Origin of the sequence: Aeromonas allosaccharophila (genome assembly GCF_000819685.1) — a bacterium.
Classification (GTDB): domain Bacteria; phylum Pseudomonadota; class Gammaproteobacteria; order Enterobacterales; family Aeromonadaceae; genus Aeromonas; species Aeromonas allosaccharophila.
In genome coordinates this window covers 113,248-127,987 of the sequence record NZ_CDBR01000091.1, presented here as the reverse complement: position 1 = coordinate 127,987, position 14,740 = coordinate 113,248, and the positions used below count along the sequence as shown (strand labels likewise).

General features: G+C 58.0%; 14 protein-coding genes and 1 pseudogene. 4 read left to right on the top strand and 11 right to left on the bottom strand.

The window, feature by feature from the left end; all coding sequences use genetic code 11:
- The 3 genes from BN1115_RS16065 to BN1115_RS16055 form a co-directional block, all read right to left on the bottom strand.
- Positions 1–923: IS110 family RNA-guided transposase (locus BN1115_RS16065; protein ID WP_042657947.1), on the bottom strand; the 923-nt coding region annotated here is incomplete at its 3' end.
- Positions 924–972: 49 nt separating this feature from the next.
- Positions 973–1,578, bottom strand: coding sequence for an IS630 family transposase (locus tag BN1115_RS16060; RefSeq protein WP_279615288.1), 606 nt, complete (start codon positions 1,576–1,578; stop codon positions 973–975).
- A gap of 295 nt (positions 1,579–1,873) precedes the next feature.
- Positions 1,874–2,308, bottom strand: a complete 435-nt coding sequence (locus tag BN1115_RS16055; RefSeq protein WP_042657939.1) for a YcgN family cysteine cluster protein — start codon at positions 2,306–2,308, stop codon at positions 1,874–1,876.
- Positions 2,309–2,435: 127 nt separating this feature from the next.
- On the opposite strand from BN1115_RS16055, the pseudogene BN1115_RS16050 reads away from it, so the two are divergent.
- Positions 2,436–2,942 (top strand): annotated as a pseudogene (locus BN1115_RS16050) (transposase); the annotation flags it as partial.
- A gap of 58 nt (positions 2,943–3,000) precedes the next feature.
- Here BN1115_RS16050 and sucD read toward each other — a convergent pair.
- From sucD to sdhC, 8 genes are all read right to left on the bottom strand, one after another.
- Positions 3,001–3,873 carry a succinate--CoA ligase subunit alpha gene (gene sucD / locus BN1115_RS16045; protein WP_005333542.1) on the bottom strand — a complete coding sequence of 291 codons (873 nt, stop codon included), beginning with the start codon at positions 3,871–3,873 and terminating at the stop codon, positions 3,001–3,003.
- Positions 3,873–5,039, bottom strand: coding sequence for an ADP-forming succinate--CoA ligase subunit beta (sucC, locus tag BN1115_RS16040; RefSeq protein WP_042657938.1), 1,167 nt, complete (start codon positions 5,037–5,039; stop codon positions 3,873–3,875). Before sucC ends, sucD begins: the two co-directional genes overlap by 1 nt.
- Positions 5,040–5,214: 175 nt before the next feature.
- Entirely contained in the window at positions 5,215–6,405 is a 1,191-nt protein-coding gene (odhB, locus tag BN1115_RS16035) for a 2-oxoglutarate dehydrogenase complex dihydrolipoyllysine-residue succinyltransferase (RefSeq protein WP_042657937.1), read from the bottom strand.
- A 35-nt stretch (positions 6,406–6,440) separates the two neighbouring features.
- A complete protein-coding gene (sucA, locus tag BN1115_RS16030) occupies positions 6,441–9,248 on the bottom strand; it encodes a 2-oxoglutarate dehydrogenase E1 component (protein ID WP_042657936.1) in 2,808 nt (935 codons plus the stop codon).
- A gap of 115 nt (positions 9,249–9,363) precedes the next feature.
- The gene (locus tag BN1115_RS16025) at positions 9,364–10,080 is read right to left on the bottom strand and encodes a succinate dehydrogenase iron-sulfur subunit (RefSeq protein WP_005333549.1); all 717 of its coding nucleotides are present in this window, start codon (positions 10,078–10,080) and stop codon (positions 9,364–9,366) included.
- 16 nt (positions 10,081–10,096) lie between these two features.
- Positions 10,097–11,863 carry a succinate dehydrogenase flavoprotein subunit gene (gene sdhA, locus BN1115_RS16020; protein ID WP_042657935.1) on the bottom strand — a complete coding sequence of 589 codons (1,767 nt, stop codon included), beginning with the start codon at positions 11,861–11,863 and terminating at the stop codon, positions 10,097–10,099.
- Between the two features lies 1 nt (position 11,864).
- Positions 11,865–12,209, bottom strand: a complete 345-nt coding sequence (gene sdhD, locus BN1115_RS16015) for a succinate dehydrogenase, hydrophobic membrane anchor protein (protein WP_005333558.1) — start codon at positions 12,207–12,209, stop codon at positions 11,865–11,867.
- Entirely contained in the window at positions 12,203–12,580 is a 378-nt protein-coding gene (gene sdhC / locus BN1115_RS16010) for a succinate dehydrogenase cytochrome b556 subunit (protein WP_021231296.1), read from the bottom strand. The genes sdhD and sdhC overlap by 7 nt, the downstream gene beginning before the upstream one ends.
- Before the next feature lie 64 nt (positions 12,581–12,644).
- Here sdhC and BN1115_RS22390 point away from each other — a divergent pair, with 64 nt between their 5' ends.
- The 3 genes from BN1115_RS22390 (at position 12,645) to BN1115_RS16000 (ending at position 14,723) form a co-directional block, all read left to right on the top strand.
- Positions 12,645–12,845, top strand: a complete 201-nt coding sequence (locus tag BN1115_RS22390; RefSeq protein WP_124929313.1) for a hypothetical protein — start codon at positions 12,645–12,647, stop codon at positions 12,843–12,845.
- Between the two features lie 177 nt (positions 12,846–13,022).
- Complete coding sequence (locus BN1115_RS16005) at positions 13,023–14,309, top strand: citrate synthase (protein WP_042059419.1); 1,287 nt, start codon at positions 13,023–13,025, stop codon at positions 14,307–14,309.
- 93 nt (positions 14,310–14,402) lie between these two features.
- Positions 14,403–14,723 carry a DUF4377 domain-containing protein gene (locus BN1115_RS16000; protein ID WP_042657934.1) on the top strand — a complete coding sequence of 107 codons (321 nt, stop codon included), beginning with the start codon at positions 14,403–14,405 and terminating at the stop codon, positions 14,721–14,723.
- Positions 14,724–14,740 lie beyond the last annotated feature (17 nt).

Below are 14,740 nucleotides of genomic sequence, written 5' to 3'. Positions count from 1 at the left end.
TTGCGCCGTGCCATCACCCCGGCCAACCAGCTTCTCGAGAACGACTCCTTGCGTTCTGCTACTCGTAGCACCGCCCGAGCGCCATGAATTAACAAGGTGCGCAGATAGCTGTCGCCACGCTTGCTGATCCCAAGCAGGTTCTGCTTACCACCGCTGGAGTGTTGCCGTGGCACTAACCCCAGCCACGCGGCCAATTGCCGGCCATTCTTGAAATTTTTCGCATTGCCGATGGAAGCAACCAGTGCGCTTGCGGTGATAGGACCGATACCTGGCAGCTGGGCTAAGGTTTGGCTGGCGGCACTGTCCTTATGCCAGCGAACGATCGCGTCCTCCAATTCATTGACCTGCTTGTCGAGCATTTTGAGGTGCTCGTGAAGTCGCATTAACAAATGGCGAAACGTTCCTGGCAAGCCGTTTTCACTGTCCTCCAGCAGCTCGGGAACGTGTTTGCCTATGTGGGTGATGCCTTGAGGAAGGATGAACCCGTATTCTGCTAACAGGCCCCGGATCTGGTTGGCTTGAGCTGTCCTGGCCTTGATGAAGCCTTGTCGAGCACGATGCAAGGCCAGGATGGCCAATTGTTCGCTGCTCTTTATCGGCACGAACCGCATGGTGGGCCGAGTCACAGCTTCACAAATAGCTTCGGCATCCGCAGCATCGTTCTTGTTGGTCTTTACATAGGGCTTAACGAACTGAGGCGCCATCAGCTTGACGGTATGCCCCAGCCCTTGCAATTTATTGGCCCAGTAATGGGCACTGCCGCATGCCTCCATGCCGATCAGGCTAGGAGGAAGATTGCTAAAGAATGAGATCATCTGACCCCGCTTCAACTGTCGCTTGAGGACCGTCTTGCCATGTTGATCAACGCCATGTAATTGGAAGAGATGTTTTGCCAGATCGATGCCGATAGTCGTAGCCTTCATGGTGGTCGCCTCTCTCATCAGTGGGAACTTACATTCGCCACTTTGGCACTCAGATGCCGTTTTGGGGAGGGGCGACCATCCCATTAACGCCATTGAGGTCTATATCGACTTCATTCTCATAAAACACCGGATTAGCGGCATCACAGCGGGCCAGCGCCGCGTCGATATCCGCCATTTTCTCCTGATAGGCTGGGTCTTTTATCCGCAAGGTCGGCACGGGTCTTCGCCAGACAATACCCATACGAGGTAACCATCGGCGGAGCGTGGAGGCTGCCATATTGAGGCCTGTTAACCGATTGATTTTGATAGCCAATAGTTCGGTACACCAGCGGCTGCGCTGATAACCAAAATCTTGCGGAGAAAACTGCATGAGCAGCACCAGTAAGGTGACAATCTTGGCGACAGGTAAGACCGGGGCACGGCCAGCCCGTAAGGCTTCTAGCGCCCCCACACCTTCATCCCGATACCACCGAAGCCAACGGCCGATGGTCGAACGAGCAGCGCCGGTAAGGTGATGAACATCAGTGATCGTGCGGCCTTCATGTAACAGCAAGATGGCCATCAAGCGACGAGCATGCCCTTTATCACGGGTGGCATGGATGATTTTGTGAATGCGGCGCCGTTGTGGTCGTGGCAGGGGTGGTAGGATAGGCATCAACTCAGTCCTTTGGGTGCGGCTTGTTTTGTTTGGCGACTAATGAGATCGCACAAACTGGACTGAGTTCCCTTCCTCCAGTGATCTACTATTCGGAACAGCTATTTAGCTCAAGTCCAGACAATCTGAGTGAGACCACGGATATCTACAACAAGGAAACACCAAAACCATCTTCTGAACGACAACCCCCCCGATACAGCGTATCGGGGGGGGGGGTGAGGTACAAAACACCAGCTAAAATGGGTAACCCGATTTAAGCCTATAGATAAGGCTACATTGCACTTGATAGCTTGGCTCAACTTGCCCAAGTAATTATGTGATCAATCCACTCACCAGCCTGCTCCTCGTGAACCACTTTGCCACGCACGGATTGACCCGCCTGATGCATGGCGGAGCGACTGCCGGTCAGCAGCGGATGCCACTCCGGTAGAGTATCCCCGTCAGCCAGTAAACGATAGGCGCAGGTAGACGGGAGCCAATCATATTCGGCAATCTTGTCGTGAGTGATCTGCAGACAGTCTGGCTCTTTTTTGAAGCGATTAAGATAATCGGAACACTGGCAGGTCTTGGTATTGAGCAGGTTACAAGCCACATTGGTGAAAACCAGCTCATCTGTATCTTCATCAATGAGCTTGTTAAGGCAACATTTGCCGCAACCATCGCAGAGGGATTCCCACTCGGATTCAGTCATCTGCTGCAGACTCTTGGTCTGCCAAAAGGAGGATTCCATCATACCGCTCACTTAATATACCTGATGAAACGCGTGGTTATACCTATTGTTATCCTGAATTTCAAGGTTGATATAGTTCACAGAGTTCTTTGGCCATGAAACCAAACATAAAAATCTATGGCCAGGGGAAAAGTGGCCGCAACAACCGGACACGGTGTAAGCCCGCTTGCTGACCCGCAACATCGATGATGAGGGGCGAGGTGCTGACATCATCGAGCTCTACAGACATCATTGGGAAATCGAACTGGGCTATCGGGAGATGAAGCTCAGTCTGCAACAACACCGACTGACCCTGCGCAGCAAGAAGGCGACGGGAATACGACAAGAGCTGTGGGGCGTGTTGCTGGCGTACAACCTGCTACGCAGCCAGATGATGAAGATGCGGCGAGCCTGAAGGGATACACGGCGAGTCAGCTGAGTTTTCACATGGCGTCGGTGTAACTAATCCATGAGTTGAGCTGCATACCGTACATGTCACCGAGGACTATCCCGAAGCGAGTAGCTGACCTGGAGAAACAGGCGGGGCAGTTTGTATTACCGGAACTAAGGGAGCGAAGTTACCCCGCAGCGTGAAGCCAAGACCACAGCGGATAGTGTGAAAAAAGCCAATAAAAACAATGCCAGTCAAGCTTAACTGACTGGCATTAGCCCATCAAGCGGCATTTTTATTAGAGATAACGAGCTAAAAAGAATTACCAGCCGGTGACTTCGCGCAGGGCCTTGCCGATATCGGCAAGGGAGCGGACGGTTTTCACGCCAGCATCTTCCAGCGCGGCAAACTTCTCGGCGGCGGTACCCTTGCCACCGGAGATGATGGCGCCAGCGTGGCCCATCCGCTTGCCGGGAGGGGCAGTAACACCGGCGATATAGGAGACCACCGGCTTGGTGACGTGGGCCTTGATATAGGCGGCCGCGTCTTCCTCAGCGTTGCCGCCGATCTCGCCGATCATCACGATCGCTTCGGTCTGCGGATCGTTCTGGAACATCTCCAGAATGTCGATAAAGTTGGAGCCCGGGATGGGGTCGCCACCGATACCGACGCAGGTGGACTGGCCAAAGCCCTCGTCAGTGGTCTGTTTGACCGCTTCGTAGGTCAGGGTGCCGGAGCGGGAGACGATGCCCACCTTGCCCGGCTTGTGAATGTGGCCCGGCATGATGCCGATCTTGCACTCACCCGGCGTGATCACACCCGGGCAGTTGGGGCCGATCATCCGCACGCCAGTCTCTTGCAGCTTCACTTTCACATCCAGCATATCCAGAGTCGGGATGCCTTCGGTGATGGTGACAATCAGCTTGATGCCCGCGTCGATCGCTTCCAGGATCGCGTCCTTGCAGAACGGTGCCGGCACATAGATGACGGAGGCGGTGGCGCCGGTCGCTTCGACCGCGTCACGGACGGTGTTGAACACCGGCAGGCCCAGATGGGTAGTGCCGCCCTTGCCCGGGGAGACGCCGCCGACCAGCTGGGTGCCGTAGGAGAGCGCCTGCTCGGAGTGGAAAGTACCCTGACCGCCGGTAAAGCCCTGGCAGATGACTCGGGTGTCCTTATTGATCAGTACGCTCATCAGTTGGCCTCCGCTGCTTTGACGACTTGCTGCGCGGCATCGGTCAGACTCTTGGCCGCAATGATGTTGAGGCCGCTATCGGCCAGCTTGATACCACCCAGCTCGGCATTGTTGCCTTCCAGACGCACGACCACGGGCACCTTGACGCCCACTTCCTTGACCGCACCGATAATGCCTTCCGCGATCATGTCGCAGCGCACGATGCCGCCGAAGATGTTGACCAGCACCGCTTTGACGTTGCTGTCGGAGAGGATGATCTTGAACGCTTCGGTTACGCGCTCCTTGGTGGCGCCACCGCCAACGTCAAGGAAGTTGGCCGGTTTGCCGCCGTGCAGGTTGACGATATCCATGGTACCCATGGCCAAGCCTGCGCCGTTGACCATGCAGCCGATGTTGCCATCGAGGGCCACATAGTTAAGCTCCCACTGGGCAGCGTGCGCTTCGCGGGGGTCATCCTGAGACGGGTCATGCATCTCACGCAGCTTGGGCTGACGATAGAGGGCGTTGGCGTCGATGTTGATCTTGCCGTCGAGGCAGTGCAGGTTGCCCTGCTTGGTGATCACCAGCGGGTTGATCTCCAGCAGCGCGAAATCGCAATCCAGGAACATCTGGCCCAAGCCTAAGAAAATCTTGGTGAACTGTTTGATCTGATCGCCGACCAGACCCAGTTTGAAGGCCAGTTCGCGGGCCTGATAGGCCTGCGGACCCACCAGCGGATCGATGGCCGCCTTGTGGATCAGATGAGGGGTTTCGTGGGCAATCTTCTCGATGTCCACGCCACCTTCGGTCGAGGCCATGAAGACCACGCGGCGTGAGCCACGATCAACCACGGCGCCCAGGTAGAGCTCTTTGGCGATGTCGGTGCAAGATTCAACCAGGATCTTGGTGACCGGCTGGCCGTTGGCGTCGGTCTGGTAGGTCACCAGATTTTTGCCAAGCCAGTTCTGGGCGAAGGCACGGATCTCATCCTTGCTCTTGGCCACTTTCACGCCGCCCGCTTTACCGCGACCACCAGCGTGTACCTGGCATTTGACGACCCAGATATTGCCGCCAATCTTGTCAGCCGCTTCGGCCGCTTCTTGTGGGGTAGCGCAGGCATAACCTTCGGAGACCGGCAGGCCATACTCGGCAAACAGCTGTTTTGCCTGATATTCATGCAGATTCATAGATGCTCTATCCGTGTTGTAGGTATTTCCGTCCGGGGCTGGTGTTTCTCAATCCCCTGTGAATGGGGGCCTGGGCGGCCCCTCGTTATCTTTCAATCGCTCGGGTATTACAGTGCTTAAACGCCCGGCAACACACTGGCTCGGGGCGCAAACCCCTTGCCTGCGTGCTACAGGCTTAGACGTCCAGCAACAGACGGGTCGGGTCTTCCAAGAGCTCCTTGACGGAGACCAGGAAGCCCACCGATTCGCGTCCATCGATGATCCGGTGATCGTAGGAGAGCGCCAGGTACATCATCGGCAGGATTTCGACCTTGCCAGCAACGGCCATCGGGCGATCCTGGATCTTGTGCATCCCCAGAATGGCGCTCTGGGGCGGGTTGATGATCGGGGTGGACATCAGGGAGCCGAACACACCACCGTTGGTGATGGTGAAGTTGCCGCCAGTCAGTTCATCCACGGTCAGTTTGCCGTCACGGCCCTTGCCCGCCAGATCCTTGATGGCCTTCTCGATGTCCGCCAGGCTCATGTTGTCGCAATCGCGCAGCACCGGCGTCACCAGACCACGGGGGGTGGAGACGGCGATACTGACGTCGAAGTAGTTGTGGTAAACCACGTCATCACCATCGAGCGCCGCGTTCACTTCCGGATAGCGCTTGAGGGATTCGACCACCGCCTTCACGTAGAAGGACATAAAGCCGAGCTTGATGCCGTGCTTCTTCTCGAAGATCTCGCCGTACTGCTTGCGCAGATCCATGATGGGCTTCATGTTGACCTCGTTGAAGGTGGTCAGCATGGCAGTGGTGTTTTTCGCTTCCAGCAGACGCTCGGCAATGCGCTTGCGCAGACGGGTCATCGGTACCCGCTTGTCGGTGCGACCACCCAGCGGGGCAACCTTGGTCACAGGCGCAGCTGCGGCAACCGGTGCGGCAGCCACAGGCTGGCTCTTGGCCTTGATGAAGGCTTCCACATCATCCTTGGTGATGCGACCGCCCTTGCCGGTGCCGGTCAGCTTGGCCACGTCGATGTCGTGCTCGCCAATCAGGCGGCGCACCGAGGGGCTCAGGCCATCGGCGCCGTCATCGGCTACCGCCTCAGCCGGTTTTTCTTTGGTCTCTTCACCGGCCACCGGGGCAGCGGTGAGGATGGCAATCAGTTGACGGGACAACACAGTCGCCCCTTCCCCTTGTAGAATATCCCCCAGCACACCGGCTTGCGGTGCCGGCACTTCCAGCACCACCTTGTCGGTCTCGATGTCGACCAGCACTTCGTCACGGGCGACCAGATCGCCCGGTTTTTTGTGCCAGGTGGCGATAGTGGCATCGGCCACTGATTCCGGCAGATCCGGTACCTTGATTTCGATAGTCATCCAATCAGTTCCTTTTTACTTCTATGCCAGAGGCTTTACAGGGTAAGGGCATCTTCCACCAAGGCTTTTTGCTGCTTGGCGTGGACAGACATGTAACCGACGGCCGGTGAGGCTGACGCGGGGCGACCGGCATAACGCAGGGTGGCTCCGGCTGGCAGCACGCCATCGTAGTGGTGACGGGTGCAGTACCAGGCGCCCTGGTTCTGCGGCTCTTCCTGACACCAGACAAAATCGGTGACATGGGCGTAATTGGCCAGAATGGCGCGCACTTCCTCTTCCGGGAAGGGGTAGAGCTGCTCGATACGCACCAGTGCCACATCGTGCTGCTCGGCCTTGCGACGGGCATCGAGCAGGTCGTAGTAGACCTTGCCGGAGCAGAACACCACACGCTTGACCGCTTTCGGATCCAGCGCATCAATTTCGCCGATGGCGTTCTGGAAGGTGCCGTCAGCCAGCTCTTCGAGCTTGCTCACCGCCAGCGGGTGGCGCAGCAGGGATTTGGGCGTCATCACAATCAGCGGACGGCGCATCGGGCGCACCACCTGACGACGCAGCATATGGAATACCTGCGCCGGGGTAGAGGGCACGCACACCTGCATGTTGTGCTGGGCGCACATCTGCAGATAACGCTCCAGACGGGCGGAGGAGTGCTCCGGGCCCTGCCCTTCGTAACCGTGCGGCAGCAGCATGGTCAGGCCGCACATCCGGCCCCACTTCTGCTCGCCGGAGGAGAGGAACTGATCCACCACCACCTGGGCACAGTTGGCGAAATCGCCGAACTGGGCTTCCCAGATGGTGAGGCCCGCCGGCTCGGCGCTGGCGTAGCCATATTCAAAGGCCAGTACCGCGTTCTCGGTCAGCACAGAGTCGTACACCTCGAACGACCCCTGCTCGTCGTGCAGGTTGCACAGCGGGGTATAAGTGCTGGCATCGGTCTGGCTGTGCAGCACGGCGTGGCGGTGGAAGAAGGTGCCACGGCCGGAGTCTTCGCCGGTAAAGCGGATGCGGGAACCCTTGTCCACCAAAGTGGCGTAAGCCAGGGTCTCGGCAAAGCCCCAATCCACCAGCTTCTCGCCCGCGGCCATCAGACGGCGGTCTTCGTAAATCTTCTCGACCTGACGCTGCAGCACATGGGTGGCCGGATACTGGCTCACCCGCTCGCCGAGGCTCTTGAGGTGATCCATCGGCACGGCACTCTCATAGGCCATGTTCCAGTCGTGGCCCAGATAAGGGGTCCAGTCAACGGAGTGCAGCTCCATCGGCCGCCACTCCTTGCTCACCCGCTCGCCGCGATCCAGCGCTTCGCGATACTCGTTGACCAGTTCGGTCGCCCGCTCCTGAGCGAGGCTCCCCTCAGCAACCAGCTGATCGGCGTAGATCTTGCGCGGGGTCGGGTGCTGCTTGATCTTCTGGTACATCAGCGGCTGGGTCGCGCTCGGCTCGTCCGCTTCGTTGTGACCGTGACGACGGTAGCAGACCAGCTCGATCACCACGTCGCGTTTGAAGGTGTTGCGGTAATCCAGCGCAATCTGGGTCACCAGCACCACGGCTTCCGGATCATCCCCGTTGACGTGCAGCACCGGCGCCTGTACCGCCTTGGCGATGTCGGTGCAATATTCGGTGGAGCGCAGATCACGATGGTAAGAGGTGGTGAAACCGACCTGGTTGTTGATGACGATGCGCACCGTCCCGCCGACGCCATAGGCACGGGTCTGGGACATGTTGAAGGTCTCGGCCACCACGCCCTGACCGGACATGGCCGAGTCACCGTGAATGGTGATGGGCAACACGCTGGAGCCATCCTTGTCACCACGACGATCCATCCGGGCACGGACCGAGCCGATGACCACCGGGTTGACGATCTCGAGGTGAGAGGGGTTGAACGCCAGCGCCAGATGGACGTTGCCACCCGGTGTGGCGAAGTCGGAGGAGAAGCCCATGTGATACTTCACATCACCGGTACCCCAGGATTCGCCATGCTTGCCGGCAAATTCGTCGAACAGATCCTGAGCGCGCTTGCCGAGCACGTTGATCAGCACGTTGAGACGGCCGCGGTGGGCCATGCCGATCACGGCCTCTTTGCAGCCCTGCTCACCGGCGCGACGGATCAGCTCTTTCAGCATGGGGATCATGGCATCGCCACCTTCCAGCGAGAAGCGCTTGGCCCCCGGGAACTTGGCGCCCAGATATTTCTCCAGCCCTTCGGCGGCGGTCAGGCTCTCGAGGAAACGGGTCTTCTCTTCGAGGGTGTAGCTCCCCTTCCCTTCAATGGATTCGAGACGCTGTTGCAGCCAGCGCTTCTCTTCCGTGGAGGTGAGGTGCATGTAGTCAGCACCGATGCTGCTGCAGTAGGTCTTTTTCAGCGAGGCGTAGAGATCGGAGAGCACCATGGTCTCGCGACCGATGGCGTAGGAGCCCACATTGAAGGTGGCCTCCATGTCTGCGCCCTGCAGGTTGTGGAACGCAGGATCCAGTTCGGCAACGGTTTCACGCTGCCACAGACCCAGCGGGTCCAGATTGGCATTCTGGTGACCACGGAAACGGAAGGCGTTGATCAGCTGCAATACCCGCACCTGCTTGGCATCCACTTGCGGATCGGAGACGGGGGCACTGTAGCGAGAGGGATCCTTGGCCAGACGACGGAAATAATCGCGGACCTGGGAGTGGGGTTGTTCAACCGCATGGCCATTGACCTGGGGCAGCTCGCTAAACAGGCTGCGCCACTCATCGGACACGGAGTCAGGATTTTCCAGGAAGGATTCGTACAAATCCTCTATATAGCTTGCATTCGCACCAGCCAGGTGAGATGACTCCAACCAGGCCTTCATCACGCCGTTATGCATTTCTATCCCTTGTACTTCTTGTTACTGCTGCGCAGCTTGTAGGGGTCAAATAGCCATCCTGCCACGGGTGGGATGGCTATCCAGAAGTCGGGCCAGCGCGGGGCCGGCCCTGATACTAAACAGCCCGATTGAGCAACATCGACTTGATCTGGCCAATCGCCTTGGTCGGGTTCAAGCCTTTCGGACAGACGTTCACGCAGTTCATGATGCCATGGCAGCGGAACACGCTGAATGCGTCGTCCAGATTCCCCAGTCGTTCGGTGGTCGCGGTGTCGCGGCTGTCAGCCAGCCAGCGGTAGGCGGCGAGCAGCCCGGCCGGACCGATGAACTTGTCGGGGTTCCACCAGAAGGAGGGGCACGAAGTGGAGCAGCAGGCACAGAGAATGCACTCGTACAGGCCGTCAAGCTTGGCGCGCTCTTCGGGGGATTGCAGGTGCTCACGCACCGGCGGCAACTTGTCATCATTGATGAGGAAGGGTTTGACCTTCTCCCACTGGGTGTAGAACTGGGTCATGTCGATCACCAGATCGCGGATCACCGGCAGGCCGGGCAAGGGGCGGATAACGACGTTATTGCCCTTCTTCAGCAGATCGGAGAGCGGGGTGATACAGGCAAGACCGTTCTTGCCATTCATGTTGAGACCGTCTGATCCACAGACCCCTTCGCGGCAAGAGCGGCGGAAGGCGAGCGTGGGATCCAGCTCTTTCAACTGGATCAGTGCGTCGAGCACCATCATGTCGGAACCTTCAGGAATATCAAGACGATATTCCTTCATATGGGGGACGTTATCAACATCCGGATTGTATCTGTAGACAGAGAATGTGACGTTCATAGGGCTGGCTCCGCAATCAGTAAGTCCGGACCTTGGGCGGGAACGCCTCACGGGTCTTGGGTGACATGTTGACAGCGCGACGGGTCATGGACTCGGTGTCCGGGTGATAGAGGCTGTGGCACAGCCAGCTCTCGTCGTCGCGATCCGGGAAGTCAAAGCGGCTGTGAGCACCGCGACTCTCGGTACGGAAGTTGGCGGCAACCGCCGTGGCAAACGCCGTCTCCATCAGGTTATCCAGCTCCAGGCATTCGATGCGCTGGGTGTTGAACTCTTTGGAGGTGTCGTCCAGACGGGCATGCTTGAGGCGCTCGCGGATGAGTTTCAGCTCGGCCAGCCCTTCTGCCATGGCATCCCCTTCGCGGAACACCGAGAAGTTGTTCTGCATGCAGCGCTGCAGGTCTTTGCGGATCTGCACGGGGTCTTCGCCGTCACGGCAATTTTCCCAGCGATTGAAGCGCGCCATGGCGGTATCGATATCGGATTCGGAGGCATCACGACCGTGATCCATCTCGCCCAGGGTATTGACCAGATGCATGCCGGCGGCACGACCGAACACCACCAGATCCAGCAGCGAGTTGCCACCCAGACGGTTGGCACCGTGTACGGAGACGCAGGCAATTTCGCCCACCGCAAACAGGCCGACCACCGGCACGTCGTTGCCATCCTTGTCTTGCGCCAGACACTGGCCATTCACGTTGGTCGGCACGCCGCCCATCATGTAGTGGCAGGTCGGGATGATCGGGATCGGCTCTTTGACCGGATCCACGTGGGCGAAGGTGCGAGAGAGCTCGCAGATACCCGGCAGACGGGATTCCAGCACCTCTTTGCCGAGGTGATCCAGCTTGAGTTTGATGTGCGGGCCCCAGGGACCGTCGCAGCCGCGACCTTCGCGGATCTCGATCATGATGGAGCGAGCTACCACGTCGCGACCGGCCAAGTCCTTGGCATTGGGGGCATAACGCTCCATGAAGCGCTCGCCATCTTTATTGAGCAGATAGCCGCCCTCACCACGGCACCCTTCAGTCACCAGCACCCCGGCACCGGCGATGCCGGTCGGGTGGAACTGCCAGAACTCCATGTCCTGCACCCCTACCCCGGCGCGCAGCGCCATGCCGACACCGTCACCTGTGTTGATGTGGGCATTGGTGGTGGACTGGTAGATACGACCGGCACCGCCGGTAGCCAGCACGGTGGCCTTGGCCTTGAAGTAGACCACTTCGCCACTCTCCATATCGATGGCGGTACAGCCAACGATGTGACCGTCCTGGTTTTTCACCAGATCCAGCGCATACCACTCGGAGAAGACGGTGGTCTTGTTCTTGACGTTTTGCTGATAGAGGGTGTGCAGCAGGGCGTGACCGGTACGGTCTGCCGCCGCTGCGGTACGAGCAGCCTGCTCGCCACCAAAATTCTTGGACTGACCACCAAACGGACGCTGGTAGACAGAACCGTTGTCGAAACGGGAGAAGGGCAGCCCCATGTTCTCCAGCTCATAGATGGCCTCGGGGCCGGTCTTGCACATGTACTCGATGGCTTCCTGATCACCGATGTAATCGGAACCTTTTACCGTGTCATACATGTGCCACTGCCAGTTGTCATCGTGGGCATTGCCCAACGCAACCGTGATGCCGCCCTGGGCGGATACCGTGTGAGAACGGGTTGGAAAAACCTTGGACAACAGAGCGCAGCTCTTGCCGGACTGGGCAATCTGCAGCGCGGCGCGCATACCGGCACCACCGGCACCAATCACCACCGCATCAAATTCACGAGTTGGAATAGTCACCTTACACACCCCACAGCACGACGAAACCCGTCATCAGATAGACAAACAGCACCACGACCAGGGCAAATTGCAGCGCCCCGCGCAGCCCTACCGGCTTGATATAGTCAGTCAGCACCTGCCACAGACCAATCCAGGCGTGGATCAGTACGCAGAGCAGGGTCAACAGGGTGAATACCTTGGTGAAGGTTTTGGCGAAGAAGCCTGCCCACACCTCGTAGGTGATGTCGTTGAACGCGACAAAGCCCACCAGATAGAGGACATAACAGGTCATGATGAGGGCGGTGGCGCGGATCAGGATGTAATCGTGAACGCCGCTGCGCCCGAAGGTTGCAGAATTGGTTACCATACAAGCACTCCCGCCAATACAGCCAGGATCGCGGTGATCACGAAGGCCACGCGGGCGCTCTGATTGCCGGATTCCAGCTCTTCCCAATAGCCCATATCCATGACCAGATGACGCAAGCCGCCCACAATGTGGTATGCCAGCGCAGTCAGGATCCCCCACAGCACGAGTTTGACCAGGAAGTTGTCCATGATGGCAACCACGGTTGCAAACCCTTCGGGAGAGGCGAGTGAAGTACCAAGCATCCACAGCAAGATGCCCAGTGCAACAAAGGTAATAACCCCTGAAACACGGTGCAGGATGGATGCAATGGCAGTGACAGGAAAGCTGATCGTCTGTAGGTCGAGGTTGACCGGTCTCTGTTTGTTTTTCACGCTTGCCCACTCAGCTCCATTGAGCACGTTAGTTATTGTTTTAACTCACACTTGAGGGCACGGAATGGTGATTGTTGGTTTTTTGTTACCAAAACACTCTGAAAAAGCCAAAACGCGAGTTTTCGGTTTCACATCAGGCTTTGCCAAAGCGTTTCAAACACCTGCAGCCATGACCCACGTGGCGCAGTATATCGGCGGCCTTAACCGAAGACAATCAATTAGCTACAAAGAAAACACAAAACCGCAAACTCGATCGCATATTTAATTTAACATTTCATTAATGCCATTAATGGGGTTTCAGCAAAATTGACATTGATAAGGAACTCTGTTTCAAATAAGGCGCTCCAGCCACCTCGGTATGGGTAACAACCTTTGCCAGCGTCATAAAAGTCGTAATAGAGTAGGACTGGAACCAAATTATAAAGAGCAAAGGAGACGTGCTATGGCTGATAAGATAGCCACCCTACACCTGCCCGGAAAAGATCCGGTCGAACTGCCGATCCTCTCCGGCACCATCGGCCCGGATGTCATCGATGTCAGAAAATTGGGATCACAGGGGTATTTCACCTTTGACCCCGGTTTCATGGCCACCGGTTCTTGCAAATCTGCCATTACCTACATTGACGGGGATCTGGGTGTCTTGCTGCACCGGGGTTACCCTATCGCCCAGCTTGCTACCCAGGCCACCTATCTGGAAGTCTGCTATATCCTGCTGTACGGCGAGGCGCCCACCAAGGCGCAATATGCCGAATTCGAACGTCTGGTCACCCGCCACACCATGGTGCACGAGCAGATCGCCTTCTTCTTCCGCGGCTTCCGTCGTGACTCCCACCCCATGGCCATCATGTGCGGTGTGGTCAGCGCCCTCTCCGCCTTCTATCACGATGCCCTCGACATCAACAACGAGCAGCACCGCGAGATCTGTGCCTTCCGTCTGCTCTCCAAGATGCCGACCCTGGCCGCCATGTGTTACAAGTACTCCATCGGCCAGCCGTTCATGCAGCCGCGTAACGCCCTCTCCTATGCAGGCAACTTCCTGCACATGATGTTTGGCGTGCCGACCGAAGAGTACAAGGTCAACCCCATCGTTGAACGCGCCATGGATCGTATCTTTACCCTCCATGCGGATCACGAGCAGAACGCCTCCACCTCCACCGTTCGTCTGGCTGGCTCCTCCGGTGCCAACCCGTTCGCCTGTATCGCCGCCGGGATCGCCTCCCTGTGGGGACCGGCCCACGGTGGTGCCAACGAAGCCTGCCTGCGCATGCTGGAAGAGATCGGCTCGGTGGATCGCATCCCCGAGTACATCGCCAAGGCCAAGGACAAGAACGATCCGTTCCGCCTGATGGGCTTCGGTCACCGTGTCTACAAGAACCACGACCCCCGTGCCACCGTGATGCGCGAAACCTGCCACGAAGTACTGACCGAGCTGCAGATCAAGGATCCGCTGCTGGACGTCGCCATGGAGCTGGAGCGCATTGCGCTCTCCGACCCCTACTTCGTCGAGAAGAAACTCTACCCGAACGTGGACTTCTACTCCGGCATCATCATGAAGGCGATCGGCATCCCGATGAGCATGTTCACCGTGATTTTCGCCATCTCCCGCACCATCGGCTGGATTGCGCACTGGAACGAGTTCCACTCAGACCCGGACAGCAAGATCGGTCGGCCACGCCAGCTCTACGTGGGCCACCCGCTGCGCGAGTTCACTCCGCTCGAGCAGCGCTAACCACTGCGCTGATATGGTTTGTTACAAAGGCGGTCATTGACCGCCTTTTTGTTTGTCGCTCTAATGCCCCCTTTCGCGTTGAAGGAGTCCATCATGAAACCACTGTTTATCAACGCCGCCTTGCTGCTGACCGCCTGCCAAAGCGCCCCCGCCCCGTCACAGGGGGAGACCCTCTATATCAACAGCCAGCTGGTCGATTGCGTCGGGGTCGGTCCGATGCAGTGCATGCAGGTTCGCAGCGATGAGCAGCAGCCCTGGACGCTGTTCTACCAGGATATTGAAGGCTTCCAGTTCGAGCCGGGCTACCGCTATCAGCTCAGCGTCAGCAAGGAGCAGCTCACCGATGTGCCCGCTGATTCGTCCTCCCTGCGCTATCAGCTGATCAAGGTGGTCAATAAAGTCGCGGCCCGTTAATCGCAGTCTCTCTTTCA